14 protein-coding genes are annotated in these 13,585 nt (G+C 69.7%); 7 read left to right on the forward strand and 7 right to left on the reverse strand.

The features are described from left to right. Positions 1–81: 81 nt before the first annotated feature. Both ACIRR9_RS24745 and ACIRR9_RS24750 read right to left on the reverse strand, forming a co-directional pair. Positions 82–2,481: an HAD-IC family P-type ATPase gene (locus ACIRR9_RS24745; protein WP_403755550.1), complete on the reverse strand. Its 2,400-nt coding sequence runs from the start codon at positions 2,479–2,481 to the stop codon at positions 82–84. A gap of 161 nt (positions 2,482–2,642) precedes the next feature. Beyond that, on the reverse strand, positions 2,643–2,900 hold the full coding sequence (locus tag ACIRR9_RS24750) for a DUF2530 domain-containing protein (protein ID WP_403755553.1): 258 nt from the start codon (positions 2,898–2,900) through the stop codon (positions 2,643–2,645). A 112-nt stretch (positions 2,901–3,012) separates the two neighbouring features. Here ACIRR9_RS24750 and ACIRR9_RS24755 point away from each other — a divergent pair, with 112 nt between their 5' ends. Continuing rightward, on the forward strand, positions 3,013–4,464 hold the full coding sequence (locus ACIRR9_RS24755) for an NCS2 family permease (RefSeq protein ID WP_384573441.1): 1,452 nt from the start codon (positions 3,013–3,015) through the stop codon (positions 4,462–4,464). 85 nt (positions 4,465–4,549) lie between these two features. Here the strand turns inward: ACIRR9_RS24755 and ACIRR9_RS24760 are convergent, their stop codons facing one another. Next, on the reverse strand, positions 4,550–4,732 hold the full coding sequence (locus ACIRR9_RS24760) for a ribbon-helix-helix protein, CopG family (RefSeq protein WP_185149277.1): 183 nt from the start codon (positions 4,730–4,732) through the stop codon (positions 4,550–4,552). A gap of 154 nt (positions 4,733–4,886) precedes the next feature. On the opposite strand from ACIRR9_RS24760, the gene ACIRR9_RS24765 reads away from it, so the two are divergent. The 3 genes from ACIRR9_RS24765 to ACIRR9_RS24775 all read left to right on the forward strand — a co-directional run bounded on the left by ACIRR9_RS24765 (position 4,887) and on the right by ACIRR9_RS24775 (position 8,037). Next, positions 4,887–5,324 carry a MarR family winged helix-turn-helix transcriptional regulator gene (locus ACIRR9_RS24765; protein WP_123976117.1) on the forward strand — a complete coding sequence of 146 codons (438 nt, stop codon included), beginning with the start codon at positions 4,887–4,889 and terminating at the stop codon, positions 5,322–5,324. 103 nt (positions 5,325–5,427) lie between these two features. Then, positions 5,428–6,699, forward strand: coding sequence for an MFS transporter (locus tag ACIRR9_RS24770; RefSeq protein WP_403261182.1), 1,272 nt, complete (start codon positions 5,428–5,430; stop codon positions 6,697–6,699). Between the two features lie 213 nt (positions 6,700–6,912). Continuing rightward, positions 6,913–8,037: a TIGR03118 family protein gene (locus ACIRR9_RS24775; protein ID WP_403755558.1), complete on the forward strand. Its 1,125-nt coding sequence runs from the start codon at positions 6,913–6,915 to the stop codon at positions 8,035–8,037. Positions 8,038–8,070: 33 nt separating this feature from the next. Here ACIRR9_RS24775 and ACIRR9_RS24780 read toward each other — a convergent pair whose 3' ends face one another. Next, entirely contained in the window at positions 8,071–8,589 is a 519-nt protein-coding gene (locus ACIRR9_RS24780; protein ID WP_403755561.1) for a GNAT family N-acetyltransferase, read from the reverse strand. Positions 8,590–8,615: 26 nt separating this feature from the next. Between ACIRR9_RS24780 and thpR the strand changes: the two genes are divergently transcribed. Further along, positions 8,616–9,188 carry an RNA 2',3'-cyclic phosphodiesterase gene (gene thpR / locus ACIRR9_RS24785; protein WP_403755564.1) on the forward strand — a complete coding sequence of 191 codons (573 nt, stop codon included), beginning with the start codon at positions 8,616–8,618 and terminating at the stop codon, positions 9,186–9,188. A 268-nt stretch (positions 9,189–9,456) separates the two neighbouring features. Here thpR and ACIRR9_RS24790 read toward each other — a convergent pair whose 3' ends face one another. The 3 genes from ACIRR9_RS24790 to ACIRR9_RS24800 form a co-directional block, all read right to left on the reverse strand. Beyond that, a complete protein-coding gene (locus ACIRR9_RS24790; RefSeq protein WP_403755567.1) occupies positions 9,457–10,449 on the reverse strand; it encodes an aldo/keto reductase in 993 nt (330 codons plus the stop codon). A 30-nt stretch (positions 10,450–10,479) separates the two neighbouring features. Then, positions 10,480–10,635, reverse strand: coding sequence for a hypothetical protein (locus tag ACIRR9_RS24795; protein ID WP_403755570.1), 156 nt, complete (start codon positions 10,633–10,635; stop codon positions 10,480–10,482). Positions 10,636–11,075: 440 nt separating this feature from the next. Further along, the gene (locus ACIRR9_RS24800) at positions 11,076–11,759 is read right to left on the reverse strand and encodes a GDSL-type esterase/lipase family protein (RefSeq protein ID WP_403755573.1); all 684 of its coding nucleotides are present in this window, start codon (positions 11,757–11,759) and stop codon (positions 11,076–11,078) included. Between the two features lie 94 nt (positions 11,760–11,853). Here ACIRR9_RS24800 and ACIRR9_RS24805 point away from each other — a divergent pair, with 94 nt between their 5' ends. Both ACIRR9_RS24805 and ACIRR9_RS24810 read left to right on the forward strand, forming a co-directional pair. Then, the gene (locus tag ACIRR9_RS24805) at positions 11,854–12,855 is read left to right on the forward strand and encodes a WD40 repeat domain-containing protein (protein ID WP_403755576.1); all 1,002 of its coding nucleotides are present in this window, start codon (positions 11,854–11,856) and stop codon (positions 12,853–12,855) included. 133 nt (positions 12,856–12,988) lie between these two features. Continuing rightward, positions 12,989–13,531, forward strand: coding sequence for a hypothetical protein (locus tag ACIRR9_RS24810; protein WP_403755579.1), 543 nt, complete (start codon positions 12,989–12,991; stop codon positions 13,529–13,531). Positions 13,532–13,585 lie beyond the last annotated feature (54 nt).

The following is a 13,585-nucleotide window of genomic DNA, read 5'->3' on the forward strand; positions in this document are numbered from 1 at the left end:
CGCGGGGCTGGGTCGACATGCGACTACCGCCGCGTGGGCGCGCCCAGCCCCCACCGGGCCCGCGCAGTTCCCACCACCGCATCACACCGGGAATCTCCGCTCCACCCACTTCCACAGAAGCTCCAGCACAGCCGACGCCACCACGGCCACGCCGACGGCAGTCCACGGCATCGCCGCCCCCACCAGCTTCAGTGCGAAGAAGCTCTGCAGCGCGGGCACCACCAGCACGAACACGAACGCCACGCCCATCGACGCGACCAGGACCACCCGCCACCAGGTGTACGGGCGGGCGATGATCGCCAGGATCCACATCGAGACCAGGAACAGGGTCAGGGTCGCCGCGCTGGTCTCCGCGTCCAACGATCCCGTTCCCGCGTAGTGGTGACGGGCGATCAGATACGTCACGAAGGTCGCGGCCCCGGCCACCACCCCGCCCGGGATCGAATAGCGCATCACGCTGCGCACGAAGTGCGGTCTGGCCCGCTCCTTGTTGGGGGCGAGGGCGAGGAAGAACGCCGGGATGCCGATGGTCAGGGTCGACAGCAGCGTCAAGTGCCTGGGCAGGAACGGGTATTCCACCTGCCAGCAGACCACCAGCACCGCGAGCAGCACCGAGTAGACCGTCTTCACCAGGAACAGCGTGGCCACCCGGGTGATGTTGCCGATCACCCGGCGACCCTCGGCGACCACCGAGGGCAGCGTGGCGAAGCTGTTGTCGAGCAGGACGATCTGGGCCACCGCCCGGGTGGCCTCGGAGCCCGAGCCCATCGAGACACCGATGTCGGCGTCCTTCAGGGCGAGTACGTCGTTCACCCCGTCCCCGGTCATCGCGACCGTGTGCCCGCGCGACTGCAGCGCCCCGACCATGTCCCGCTTCTGCTGCGGGGTGACCCGTCCGAAGACCGTGCCCTCGTCCAGCGCCTCGGCCATCTCGCCGGGCTCGGTGGGCAGCCGGCGCGCGTCCACCGTGGTACCGCTGAGGCCGAGTTTCGCGGCCACGGCACCGACCGACACCGCGTTGTCGCCGGAGATCACCTTCGCCCGGACGTCCTGCTCGGCGAAGTAGCGGAGGGTGTCGCCGGCGTCGGGGCGCAGCCGCTGCTCCAGGACCACCAGGGCGGTGGCGCGGGCGTCCTCGGCCACCTTCGTGTGGTCGAGGTCCCGGGCGGCGCGGGCGAGCAGCAGCACCCGCAGTCCCTGCTCATTGAGGCGTACGGTTTCGGCCAATGCCGGGTCGTCGGCGCCGAGGAGCACGTCCGGCGCCCCCAGCAGCCAGGTGCTCAGCTCCCCGTCGCCCTCGCTGAAGGTCGCCCCACTGTACTTGCGGGCGGAGGAGAACGGCAGTGACTCCACGCACCGCCAGTCCACGCTGTCGGGATAGGCGTCGATGATCGCCTGGAGGGAGGCGTTGGGGCGCGGGTCGGACTCGCCGAGCGAGCCCAGCACCTTGCGTATGTACGTCTCGTCGACCCCGTCCAGCGGCCGTAGCTCCATGACGTCCATGCCGCCCTCGGTGAGCGTGCCGGTCTTGTCGAGGCAGACGGTGTCGACGCGGGCCAGGCCCTCGATCGCGGGGAGTTCCTGGACCAGGCACTGCCGGCGGCCGAGCCGGATCACGCCGATCGCGAAGGCGACGGAGGTGAGGAGCACCAGGCCCTCGGGGACCATCGGGACGATGCCGCCGACCGTGCGGGCGACGGCGTCCTTGAGGCCGTTGTTCTTCACCACGAGCTGGGTGGCGACCAGCCCGATCGCGGCCGGGAGCATCATCCAGGTCACGTACTTGAGGATGGTCGAGATGCCGGAGCGCAGCTCGGAGTGGACGAGGGTGAAGCGGGAGGCCTCCTCGGCGAGCTGGGCCGCATAGGCCTCCCGGCCCACTTTCGTCGCCGCGAACGCGCCGCCGCCGGCCACCACGAAGGAGCCCGACATCACCTGGTCTCCGGGGCGTTTGACGACCGGGTCGGCCTCACCGGTGAGCAGTGACTCGTCGACCTCCAGCCCGTCGGCCTCGGCACACACCCCGTCCACGACGATCTTGTCGCCGGGGCCGATCTCTATGAGGTCGTCGAGCACGATCTCGTTGGTGCTCACTTCGACGGCGGCCCCGTCCCGGCGCACGGTCGGCCGCGCCTCGCCGATCACCGCGAGCGAGTCCAGGGTCTGTTTCGCCCGCCACTCCTGCACGATGCCGATGCCCGTGTTGGCGAGGATCACGAACCCGAACAGGCTGTCCTGGATCGGTGCCACGAACAGCATGACCAGCCACAGCACACCGATGATCGCGTTGAACCGGGTGAAGACGTTCGCCCGCACGATCTCGCCGAGCGAGCGGCTGCTGCGCACCGGTACGTCGTTCACCTGGCCGCGTGCGATGCGCTGCGCGACTTCGGCCGACGTCAGGCCGGTTGTCCTGGCCGGTGCCGGGAGGGGTACCGGATGCACAGGGTCGAGCTCCGCGCCCGCGTCGATGTGCGTCATGCATTCGACGGTACGTGTGGATTTGCGTGTTCACCCGCTGGGTGGGCGGAAGATCCGACCAGGGGAGGAGCGATGTCGTGCGGTAGTTGTACGGGTGCGGCGCGGTGGGGGCTGGTCGCGCCCACGCGGCGGAGCCGCATATCGGACTCGGCCCCGCGCCCCTAAAGGGGCGCTTGCAGCTGTGCTCGTTTGATGGCCGCGTCCCGCTTCTTCACGTACCAGATGCCGATCAGGCCCAGGCCGGCGCCGGCCAGGCAGGTCCACACCCACCAGGCGTGGCCGTGGTCGGAGAACCAGCCGTAGAACGGGAGCTGGACCAGGAAGAGGACGAACCAGACGATCGTGCCGCCGATGATGGTCGGCACGACCGGGCCCTCCAGGGGTTCCGGTGCCTCGTGCTTGGGGGTCCACTTCGCCATGGCGCTCAGCTTACGCACCTCTGGGGTCTACGCGCGGAGATAGCGATCTAGAACTCATACGTTCATACTGAAACCGTTTGTGTCTGGCTACTTCTGCTCGTAGGAACCTACAATGTCAACCCCGGCTTCCACCAAGGCCCCCGCCCCCGAACAGCCGGGTGCGACCCCCGCGTACGGTGCGCTCGACCGTTACTTCAAGATCTCCGAGCGGGGCAGCACCCTGGCCCGTGAGGTGCGCGGCGGCTTCGCCACGTTCTTCGCGATGGCGTACATCATCGTGCTGAACCCGATCATCCTCGGCAGCGCGAAGGACATGTACGGCCACCAGCTCGACCACGGTCAGCTGGTCACCGCCACCGTGATCACCGCCGCCTTCACCACGCTGCTCATGGGTGTCATCGGCAACGTCCCGATCGCGCTCGCCGCCGGTCTCGGTGTGAACTCCGTGGTCGCGCTCCAGCTGGCGCCCCGGATGTCCTGGCCGGACGCCATGGGCATGGTGGTCCTGGCCGGCTTCATCGTGATGCTGCTGGTCGCCAGCGGGCTGCGCGAGCGCGTGATGAACGCCGTGCCCTACAGCCTGCGCAAGGCGATCTCGATCGGTATCGGCCTGTTCATCATGCTGATCGGTCTCGTGGACTCCGGCTTCGTCACCCGTATTCCGGACGCCGCCCAGACCACCGTCCCGCTCCAGCTCGGCGCCGACGGACATCTGAACGGCTGGCCGGTCCTGGTCTTCATCCTCGGTGCGCTGCTCACCCTCGCGCTGATCGTCCGCAAGGTCTCCGGCGCGATCCTCATCTCCATCGTCGCGATGACCGTCCTCTCGCTGATCATCAACGCCGTCGCCCATGTGACGACCTGGGGCCTGACCGTCCCGACGTGGCCGGGCAACCCGGTCTCCACCCCGGACTTCGGCCTGCTCGGCAAGGTCAGCCTGTTCGGCGGCTTCGGCAAGGTCGGCCTGCTGACCGGCATCCTCTTCGTCTTCACCGTCCTGCTGTCCTGCTTCTTCGACGCCATGGGCACGATCATGGGCGTCAGCGACGAGGCCAAGCTGACCGATGCCCAGGGCTACATGCCGGGCATCAACAAGGTCCTGTTCATCGACGGTGTCGCGGTCGCCGCGGGTGGCGCCAGCTCCTCCTCCGCCACCACCTGCTTCGTGGAGTCCACGGCCGGTGTCGGCGAGGGCGCCCGTACCGGCTTCGCCAACGTCGTCACCGGCGCGCTCTTCGCCGTGGCGCTGTTCCTCACCCCCGTCGCCACGATGGTCCCGTCCCAGGCGGCCACCCCCGCGCTGCTCGCGGTCGGCTTCCTGATCCTGGCCGGTTCGATCAAGGAGATCGACTGGGCGGACTACACCCTCGCGATCCCGGCCTTCGTGACCATGGTGATGATGCCGTTCACCTACTCGATCACGAACGGCATCGGCATGGGCTTCATCACCTTCGTGCTGCTCCGGCTGGCCGCGGGCCGGGCCAAGGAGATTCCGGTCGCGATGTACGTCGTCTCGGCGGTCTTCGCCTTCTACTACCTGATGCCGGCCCTGGGTCTCACCTGATCCCCAGGGGTCGGGTGGCCTCTGATCCCCAGGGGTCGGGTGGCCTCTGATCCCCAGGGGTCGGGTGGCCTCTGATCCCCAGGGGTCAGGTGGCCTCGTAGAACCTCTCCGTCTCCTCGACGGCGGCCGAGAACCGCTCGTCGAAGTCGTCCCGAATGAGCGTCCGGATCACATAGTCCTGGACGCTCATTCCCCTTTTCGCCGCGTGATGCCGGAGCCGGTCGAGCAGCTCTTTGTCTATCCGCAGGCTGAGCACACTGGTCCCCATGCATATGAGGGCGCCACATCCGCGCGTCCGGCGCGTCACTTTCCGGACTTGTCTCACTCGTACGGGTGACGATGAGGTTCAGTGGCCGAGGTCACGGGCATCCTGGCGTGTCCCGAGTGGTCCTTAGTTAGGGTAATGAGTTACTCTAAGGAACATGCCGGACCTTAGCCATGGCGACGACGCAGCCGCCGTGAACGACCTCCGCTCCGCCGTGATGCGACTCTCGCGACGGCTCAAGCACCAGCGGGTCGACGAGTCACTGAGCCCCACCGAGATGTCGGTGCTGGGCACCCTCTCCCGCTGCGGCCAGGCCACCCCTGGTGAGCTCGCCCGCAAGGAGCACGTCCAGCCGCCCTCGATGACCCGCATCGTGGCGCTGCTGGAGGCCAAGGGACTGGTCCGTCTGGAGCCGCACCCCGAGGACCGGCGCCAGAAGGTCGTCAGCAGAACCGAGCAGGCCGAGGCGATGCTCGAGGAGAGCCGCCGCAAGCGCAACGCGTTCCTGGCCGGCCTGGTCGACGGTCTCGACGAGGACGAGTGGGCGAAACTGCGCGCCGCCGCCCCCGTGCTGGAGAAGCTCGCACATCTGTAGAACCCCGCAACGAGGAGGCGAACCCACTTTGAGTACGGGATCCGGAGCACCTTCCGCCCCCGCACCGACCGCCCCTACTACCCCCACATCCCGCAAGTCGTCGATGTTCAGCTCGCTGAAGGTCAGGAACTACCGCCTGTTCTTCGCGGGCCAGGTCGTCTCGAACATCGGCACCTGGATGCAGCGCATCGCCCAGGACTGGCTCGTGCTCAGCCTCACCGGCTCCGCGACCGCCGTCGGCGTCACCACCGCCCTGCAGTTCCTGCCGATGCTGCTCTTCGGCCTCTACGGCGGAGTCCTGGTCGACCGGCTGAACAAGCGACGCGCACTCCTCGTCACCCAGACCTCGATGGCCCTCACCGGTATCGCGCTCGCGATGCTGACCCTCTCCGGCCATGTCCAGGTCTGGCACGTCTACCTCGCGGCCTTCGCCGTCGGCCTCGCCACGGTCGTCGACAACCCGGCCCGGCAGTCCTTCGTCTCCGAGATGGTCGGCCCGGACCAGCTGCAGAACGCGGTCAGCCTGAACTCCGCGAACTTCCAGTCCGCCCGCCTGGTCGGCCCCGCCGTCGCCGGTCTGATGATCACCGGCGTGGGCACCGGCTGGGCGTTCCTCTTCAACGGCCTGTCCTTCGTCGCCCCCATCGTCGGCCTGCTGCTGATGCGCGCGCGTGACCTGTACGTCGTCGAGCGCGCGCCGAGAGGCAAGGGCCAGCTGCGGGAGGGCCTGCACTATGTCGCCGGGCGCCCCGACCTCATCTGGACGATCGTCCTGATCGGGTTCGTCGGCACCTTCGGCTTCAACTTCCCCGTCTACCTCTCCGCCTTCGCCGACGACGTCTTCCACGCCGGCGCCGGCTCCTACAGCGCCTTCAACACGCTGATGGCGGTCGGCTCCCTGGTCGGCGCCCTGCTCGCGGCCAGACGCGGCACGGCCCGGATGCGGGTGATGATCGCGGCCGCGATCGCCTTCGGCGCCCTGGAGGTGGTGGCGGCCACCGCGCCCTCGCTGTGGCTCTTCGCCCTGTTCATGGTGCCGATCGGCATGTTCGGCATGACCGTCAACGTCACCGGCAACACCACCGTCCAGATGGGCACCGACCCGGCCATGCGCGGCCGGGTGATGTCCCTCTACATGATGGTGTTCATGGGCGGCTCGCCGATCGGCGCGCCCATCGCCGGCTGGATCACGGACGCGTACGGCGTCCGGGCGGGCCTCGCCGTCGGCGGCGCGATCGCCGCGGCCGCGGCGATCGGCATCGGCCTGGTCCTGGCCCGCGTCGGCAATCTGCGTGTGTCGGTCGGCTGGCACCGGGGGCACCCGCGGGTGCGGTTCGTACCGCGGGAGAGCGAGCGGATGGCCACCGTGGCGTAGCGGGCGCCGGGCGCCGGATGCCGGGTGGCGCCGGTCGGGTGTCGGTGGCGGGGTCCGCGTGTCGATCACGAGTGCGATGGCGGTCGTATGAGATGACTTCTCCCGTTGTGTCCATAGAGGACCTGTACGGGAAACAGGAGCATCCGCATGGCATCCATGGCATCACCGGTATCACCGGTACCGACCCGAGGACCCCGCTCCCGCGCACGGCGGATGACCGCTGTCGTGCTGGCCCTGGGCACGGTCGGCGCGCTCGCAGCCGCCGCGCCGTCCGTCGCCGCGGACGCGCCGCACAAGGCCGATCACGGCTTCGTGGAGCGCGACCTCGTCTCCGACATCCCGGGCAGGGCCGAGGTGCGGGACCAGAACCTCGTGAACCCCTGGGGCCTGGTCAACACGCCGAGAGGCGCGATCAGGGTCTCCAACAACGGATCCAACACGTCCACGGTGTACTCGGGAGCCCGGGCCGGGCAGCCGGTCAACGTCCTCTCTCCCGTCGCGCAGCTGCCCGACACCGCCGACCCGACCGGGGTCGTGCGCAACGACAGCAGCGCCTTCCGCTTCAGGGCCGTGTCCGGTCGCACCGGTCCCGCGCGGTACGTCTTCGCGGGGGAGGGCGGCGGCCTCTTCGCCTTCAACCAGGACGTGGACCCGACCAACGCCGTCCAGGTCGCGCAGGGGAGAGGCGACGCCGTCTACAAGGGCCTGACACTGGTCGACTGCCAGAAGCAGTGCGACAAGGGCACGGACTGCGGCAAGGGCGCCGAGCGGCTGCCGCGCCTCCTCGTCGCGAACTTCCGCGCCGCGCGCATCGACGCCTTCGGCCCCGACTTCAAACAGCTGAACCTGCCCGCCGGCGCGTTCCGGGACCCGAGGCTCCCCGCCCATTACGCGCCCTTCGACATCAAGAAGTTCGGCGAGGTCGTCTTCGTGACCTACGCCAAGCAGGACGCGGCCAAGCACGACGACGTCCCCGGCGCGGGCCACGGCTTCATCAACGTGTTCACCACCAAGGGGCGGCTGCTCGCGCGCTTCGCCAGCCGGGGCGTGCTCAACTCGCCCTGGGGCCTGGAGGAGGCGCCCAAGGGGTTCGGCAAGTTCGCGGGTGACCTGCTCGTCGGCAACTTCGGCGACGGCCGCATCAACGCCTTCGACCCGAGGAACGGCCGGTTCGAGGGAACCCTGAGGAACCGCAACGGGCAGCCGATCGTGATCGACGGCCTGTGGGGGCTGCAGCGGGGCACCGACCTGTCCGGCGGCCGGGACAGCATCTGGTTCTCCGCGGGCATCAACGGCGAGCAGGACGGGCTGCTCGGCACCCTGCGCGCCGCGCCCTGATCCGTCACCGCACCCCGGGTGCTCGCCGGGCGGTCACACCCGCCGGGCGAGCACCTGCCCCGGCCAGTCGTTCGACGCGGTGTAGGAGTCGGTGCGGGTGAAGCCGTTGCTCTCGTAGTAGCGGACCAGCTTGCCGTCGGCGCCCGCGTAGCAGTCCACCCGCAGCAGCGAGACCCCGGCCCGCCTGGTCTCCTCCGCCGCGAGCGCCAGCAGGGCGCTGCCGACTCCGTGCCCCTTGAAACGGCGGTCGGAGGCCAGCCAGTGGATGTACCGCTCGGGCTCACCGGGCGCCGGCAGGTGGGCCAGATAGGCGCCGGGCGCGTCGGTGAGGGTCAGCGTGGCGGCCGGCACCCCGTCGGCCTCGGCGATGTACGTCACGCCCTCGTCCATGTACCGGACGACCGACTCCACGGTCTTCTCGCGCTCCGACAGCGGTGTGGTCCCCCACTGCTCGGTCCGCCCCTGCCCCACCAGCCACTCCACGCTGCTGTCGAGCATGCCGAGCATCGCGGGAATGTCGTCGGGCCCGCCTTCTCTGATGGTGATCCGCATCTCCCCATGATGGCAGGGTGGTCGGCATGAGACTCTTCGCAGCCGTGCTGCCCCCGCCCGAGGTGGTCGCCGAACTCGCCGCAGAGGTCGACAAGTTGAAGCGGTTGCCGGATGCGGAGGGGCTGCGCTGGACCGGTCGCCCAGGCTGGCACTTCACGCTCGCGTTCTACGGCGAGGTCGAGGACGGGGTCGTACCGGACCTGTCGGACCGGCTGGCGCGGGCGGCCCACCGGACCGCTTCCTTCCCGCTGGCCGTCGTCGGTGGCGGGCAGTTCGGGCACGGCCGGGCCCTGTGGGCGGGCGCCGACGGCGACCTGGAGACCCTCCGGCTGCTGGCCGACCGCGCGGAGGCGGCGGCGCGCAAGGCGGGCGTACCGATGGGGGAGCACCGCCGCTACAAGGCCCACCTGACGGTGGCCCGCAGCCGGGACACGGTGGACGTACGGCCGTACGTCGAGCTGCTCGCCGAGTTCGCCAGCCGGACCTGGACGGTGGGGGAGCTGGCGCTGGTGCGGAGCAATCTCCCGACGTCGGGGGTGCGGGGGGAGCAGCCGCGCTACGAGGTGGTCGGCCGCTGGGGGCTCGGGGCGGCCGGTTAGGCTCGTTGCCGTGGACCCGAAGACCCGTAACCGGATCATGGCCGTTGTGCTGGTGCTGCTGTTCGTCGTCGTCGCGGTGGCTTCGGCGATGAAGTGACGGCGGCGGCGATGAGGTGACAGCGGCGATGAGGTGACGGCGGTGGGCCGGGGAACTGCGGCCGGTCGGATTTCGGCCGCGGGCCGTGGCCGGCTGGTCGCGCCCGCGGGGCGGTAGCCGCATATCGGCTACCGCCCCGCGCCCCTGACGGGGCGCTGCCCCTGATGTCGGCTACCAGGCGAAGGCCTCCGGGGAGGGGCCCGGGCCCGGGAAGATCTCGTCGAGGCCGGCCAGGAGCTCCTCGCTCAGCTCGACCTCCACCGCCCTCAGCGCCGACTCCAGTTGCTCGCCGGTGCGCGGGCCGACGATCGGGCCGGTGACGCCCGGACGGGTGAGCAGCCAGGCCAGGGCGGCCTCGCCGGGTTCCACCCCGTGCTTGTCCAGCAGGTCCTCGTAGGCCTGGATCTGGGCGCGGATGGCGGTGTTGGCGAGGGCGTCGGCGGCCCGTCCACCGGCCCGGCGGCCGCCCTCGACCTCCTTCTTGATCACACCGCCCAGCAGTCCGCCGTGCAGGGGCGACCAGGGGATGACCCCGAGGCCGTAGTCCTGGGCGGCCGGGATGACCTCCATCTCGGCGCGGCGCTCGGCGAGGTTGTAGAGGCACTGCTCGCTGACGAGCCCGATGGTGCCACCGCGCCGGGCGGCGATCTCGTTGGCCTGGGCGATCTTGTACCCGGGGAAGTTCGACGACCCGACGTAGAGGATCTTCCCCTGCTGTACGAGCACGTCGATGGCCTGCCAGATCTCCTCGAAGGGAGTCCGCCGGTCGATGTGGTGGAACTGGTAGACGTCGATGTAGTCGGTCTGCAGCCGCTTCAGGCTGGCGTCCACGGCCCGTCGGATGTTGAGGGCGGACAGCTTGTCGTGGTTGGGCCAGGGATCGCCGTCGCCGGCCATGTTGCCGTACACCTTGGTGGCGAGCACGACCTTGTCGCGGTGTGCGGGGCTCTTGGCGAACCAGTTGCCGATGATCTCCTCGGTCCGCCCCTTGTTCTCACCCCACCCGTACACGTTGGCGGTGTCGAAGAAGTTGATGCCGGCGTCCAGCGCCGCGTCCATGATCGCGTGACTGTCGGCCTCGTCGGTCTGGGGGCCGAAGTTCATGGTGCCGAGGACGAGTCGGCTGACCTTGAGTCCGGTACGTCCGAGCTGCGTGTACTTCATGGTCACCCAGCCAACGGCGTGGAGTGCGCTCTAGGCAAGACCGCGGGGCGGCTCGGCGAGCAGGTCGTCCATCACCTCGCACCGAACGGAGGGCAGGTGCTCGGCGACGGCCTCGCTCATCATGACCTCACCCTCGGGATCGACGTCCGGGCAGGCGGCGCGGGCGGCCTGCGGCGGACTGTACATGCCAGCCGGCCGGGCGGCGCGGGATTCAGCTGTGCGGGAGCGTCACGACGCGGGAGGTCCCGAGCACCCTGCCCCATGCGCCCAGCGCGGTGACGGTCACCCGCATGGGGTGAAGGGCCGGTTCGGAGACGAAGCTCCACACATCGCTGCCCGAGGGGATCGGGGGCGAGGCGCTGTACGTGCGGGGGCCGGACGGCTCGTCGACTCCGGTGCCTGGAAGGGCTGGTCGCGGGGGAACTCGTCGGTCTTGAGAGTGAGGCCGACAACTGTGCGGGTCAGGTCGATGTCGGTGCCGAAGTCGACCCTCGTCGTCGCTCTTGGCCATCGCGATCCTGTCTTCGAGGACGGTCATCCTGGCGCTCCTCCCCGGCTGCCCTCCGCACGAGTGCAGCCGCGCGGTTCAACGATACGCACGGTGACCGGGCAACAGCGGAATTCGGTCAGTCCGTTCCGGCCTCGTACGACTGTCCCACGTCCCACCCCTGCCACAACGCCTCCGCGAACGCCGCCGCGATCCGGTGTTCGCCGCTCGCGTTGGGATGCGTGCCGTCGTAGGTGTCGGAGTGGATGTCGTACGACTTCGGAGGCGAGGCCAGCAGGATCGGGGAGCGGGGTTCGTCCAGGTCGGCCACCGCCTTCGCCAGCAGCATGTTGAACTGCTCGACCTGTTCGGCGAACGGGGCGTCCGACGTGGCCCGGACGTTCGGGATCACCGGCAGCAGCACCATGCGGATACGCGGCCCGGCCTCCCGTGCCGCCGCGACGAAGGACCGTACGTTCTCCGCCGTCTGCTCCGCGTTCGTGTAGAAGCCCAGGTCGATCAGGCCGAGGGAGACCAGCAGGACATCGGCGCGGTGGACCCGTACCGCCTCCCCGATCAGCGGCACCATGTGCATCCAGCCCTCGCCCCAGCCGGCCAGGTGGGCACGCGGGAAGTCGGGGTCGGCGTAGGCGTACGACGTCGGGGCGTCGGCGAGCTTGTCGTACAGCGTCTCGCGCGGACCGACCAGTGTGAACGGGCCGCCGTACGTCGCGCACAGGTGCTGCCACATGCGGTAACGCCATGTGTGTTCACCCGTGCTGCCGATCGTCATCGAGTCCCCGACGGGCATGAACCTGAGCATCCGCTCATGATGGACGATCAGCGGGACGGGCGGGGTGTGAGTACCACCACGTCCCCCGCGGTGAAACACAGGGCGGGATGGCAGGCTTGGGCCCATGCGCCGACGATCGCCCGTCCTTCTCGCCGGGTTCCTGCTCACGGGAGTCCTTGCCTCCGCACCCGCCGCATCCGCTGCGGACGGCACCGGCGACCAAGGGTTCACGATCCAGGATCCGCGCATCACCGAGTCCAGCGGTCTCGCCGCCTCCCACCTCCATCCTGGCATCTACTGGACCCACAACGACAGCGGCGACGGTCCGTACATCTACGCCGTCGACAGCGCGACCGGAAAGACCGTCGCGAGGATCACGCTGAGCGGCGTCGGAACACCCCGTGACGTCGAGGCCATCTCCATCGGCCCCGACAACCAGATCTACGTCGGCGACATCGGCGACAACCTCGACGGCAGCTGGCCGTACGTCTGGATCTACAAGCTGCCCGAGCCCAAGAAGCTCGTCGACCAGACCGTCCGGGCCACCCAGTACGTCGTCAAGTACTCGAACGGCGCCCGCAACGCCGAGTCGCTCGTCGTCCACCCCAGGACCGGGCGGGTCTACATCATCGACAAGAAGGAGGACGGCGGGCATCTCTACGAGGGCCCGGCCACGCTCTCGGCCTCCGGCACCAACGTCTTCAAGCCCGTCGCCACCGTCGACCTCTGGGCCACCGACGCCGCCTTCTCGCCCGACGGCGGACAACTCGTCGTACGCGGCTACCTCGGCGGCATCTACTACGACTGGAACGGCGGCAGGATCAAGCGGGAGGGGCGGCTCGACGTGCCCCTGCAGAAGCAGGGCGAGTCGGTCAGCTACTCCACCGACGGGACCAAGCTGATGTACGGCAGCGAGGGGGTCGACAGCCCGGTGCAGGCCGAGGATGTGCCAGGGGGGACCGGGAGCAGCAAGTCGCCGTCCGGCAGCGGGAGTTCGGCGGCCGGTGGGGGCAGCGGCAGTCTTACGGCCGGCGGGACCGAGGTGGGCGCCGTCGCGGTCGGTGTCGCCGTGCTCGCCCTCTTCGGGCTGCGGCGGCTGCGGCGCGGCTCTACGCGCCGTCACTGATCCCTTCCCCCGTCACCCGTACGGGTCACCGGCGCGGCGGAGGTGCGTCGGCCCGGGCACGCTGGGAAGCGTCTCGCGGGACCGGGGCGGCAAGAGGCGATTCGGGTCCCGCCCCACTCGAACGGGAGTACCCATGCGCCGCAACGCCCTGCGCCGGACCGGGAACGTCTGCCTGCTCACGGCCGCCCTCGGCCTGACCGTCCCCGCGACCGCCGGCACCGCCGTGGCCGGGCAGCCCGCCCGAACGGTCCGGACCGCGGCCGCCGCCCTTCCCCAGGTCCGCACCGTCAGCCGGTCGCTCAATGGTCTCGTCGCCGGCCCCAGCGAGAACATCAACCTCACGGGCACCATCGACATCACCGTCATCACCCTTCCCGCCACCGCCGGCGGCGGCACCGCCCAGATCATCAGCAGCCTGGACGACGCCACCGGCACCGGCGCCACCAGCGGACGGAAGTACCTCTTCGTCGGCGCCCACCGGGACAACGTCACCTTCGCGTCGGGGGCGACCACGACCATTGACGTCACCCCGAACTTCCTGCTGGTCTCTCCCGCCGTGCCGCCCAACCCGGTCGTCCCGCCGCAGCAGATCAAGCCCGTCAGGGTGTCGGTCACCGTCACCTCCGCCGGCGTGATCGACTCCATCCTCGCCGTGCCCGTCGCGCCCACGACCTGACGCGAGGCGGACCGGAGCGTCGTACGTCTTGACGTGATGATGGTGTGTCAGTTT

This window comes from Streptomyces sp. NPDC101234 (assembly GCF_044767525.1).
Lineage (GTDB): Bacteria > Actinomycetota > Actinomycetes > Streptomycetales > Streptomycetaceae > Streptomyces > Streptomyces sasae.

What these genes read in the sequence shown, in the direction of transcription:
- ACIRR9_RS24745 (WP_403755550.1), bottom strand. Translation starts at nt 2,481, where the DNA reads ATGACGCACATCGACGCGGGCGCGGAGCTCGACCCTGTGCATCCGGTA.
- ACIRR9_RS24750 (WP_403755553.1), bottom strand. Translation starts at nt 2,900, where the DNA reads ATGGCGAAGTGGACCCCCAAGCACGAGGCACCGGAACCCCTGGAGGGC.
- ACIRR9_RS24755 (WP_384573441.1), top strand. Translation starts at nt 3,013, where the DNA reads ATGTCAACCCCGGCTTCCACCAAGGCCCCCGCCCCCGAACAGCCGGGT.
- ACIRR9_RS24760 (WP_185149277.1), bottom strand. Translation starts at nt 4,732, where the DNA reads ATGGGGACCAGTGTGCTCAGCCTGCGGATAGACAAAGAGCTGCTCGAC.
- ACIRR9_RS24765 (WP_123976117.1), top strand. Translation starts at nt 4,887, where the DNA reads ATGCCGGACCTTAGCCATGGCGACGACGCAGCCGCCGTGAACGACCTC.
- ACIRR9_RS24770 (WP_403261182.1), top strand. Translation starts at nt 5,428, where the DNA reads ATGTTCAGCTCGCTGAAGGTCAGGAACTACCGCCTGTTCTTCGCGGGC.
- ACIRR9_RS24775 (WP_403755558.1), top strand. Translation starts at nt 6,913, where the DNA reads ATGACCGCTGTCGTGCTGGCCCTGGGCACGGTCGGCGCGCTCGCAGCC.
- ACIRR9_RS24780 (WP_403755561.1), bottom strand. Translation starts at nt 8,589, where the DNA reads ATGCGGATCACCATCAGAGAAGGCGGGCCCGACGACATTCCCGCGATG.
- thpR (WP_403755564.1), top strand. Translation starts at nt 8,616, where the DNA reads ATGAGACTCTTCGCAGCCGTGCTGCCCCCGCCCGAGGTGGTCGCCGAA.
- ACIRR9_RS24790 (WP_403755567.1), bottom strand. Translation starts at nt 10,449, where the DNA reads ATGAAGTACACGCAGCTCGGACGTACCGGACTCAAGGTCAGCCGACTC.
- ACIRR9_RS24795 (WP_403755570.1), bottom strand. Translation starts at nt 10,635, where the DNA reads ATGTACAGTCCGCCGCAGGCCGCCCGCGCCGCCTGCCCGGACGTCGAT.
- ACIRR9_RS24800 (WP_403755573.1), bottom strand. Translation starts at nt 11,759, where the DNA reads ATGCTCAGGTTCATGCCCGTCGGGGACTCGATGACGATCGGCAGCACG.
- ACIRR9_RS24805 (WP_403755576.1), top strand. Translation starts at nt 11,854, where the DNA reads ATGCGCCGACGATCGCCCGTCCTTCTCGCCGGGTTCCTGCTCACGGGA.
- ACIRR9_RS24810 (WP_403755579.1), top strand. Translation starts at nt 12,989, where the DNA reads ATGCGCCGCAACGCCCTGCGCCGGACCGGGAACGTCTGCCTGCTCACG.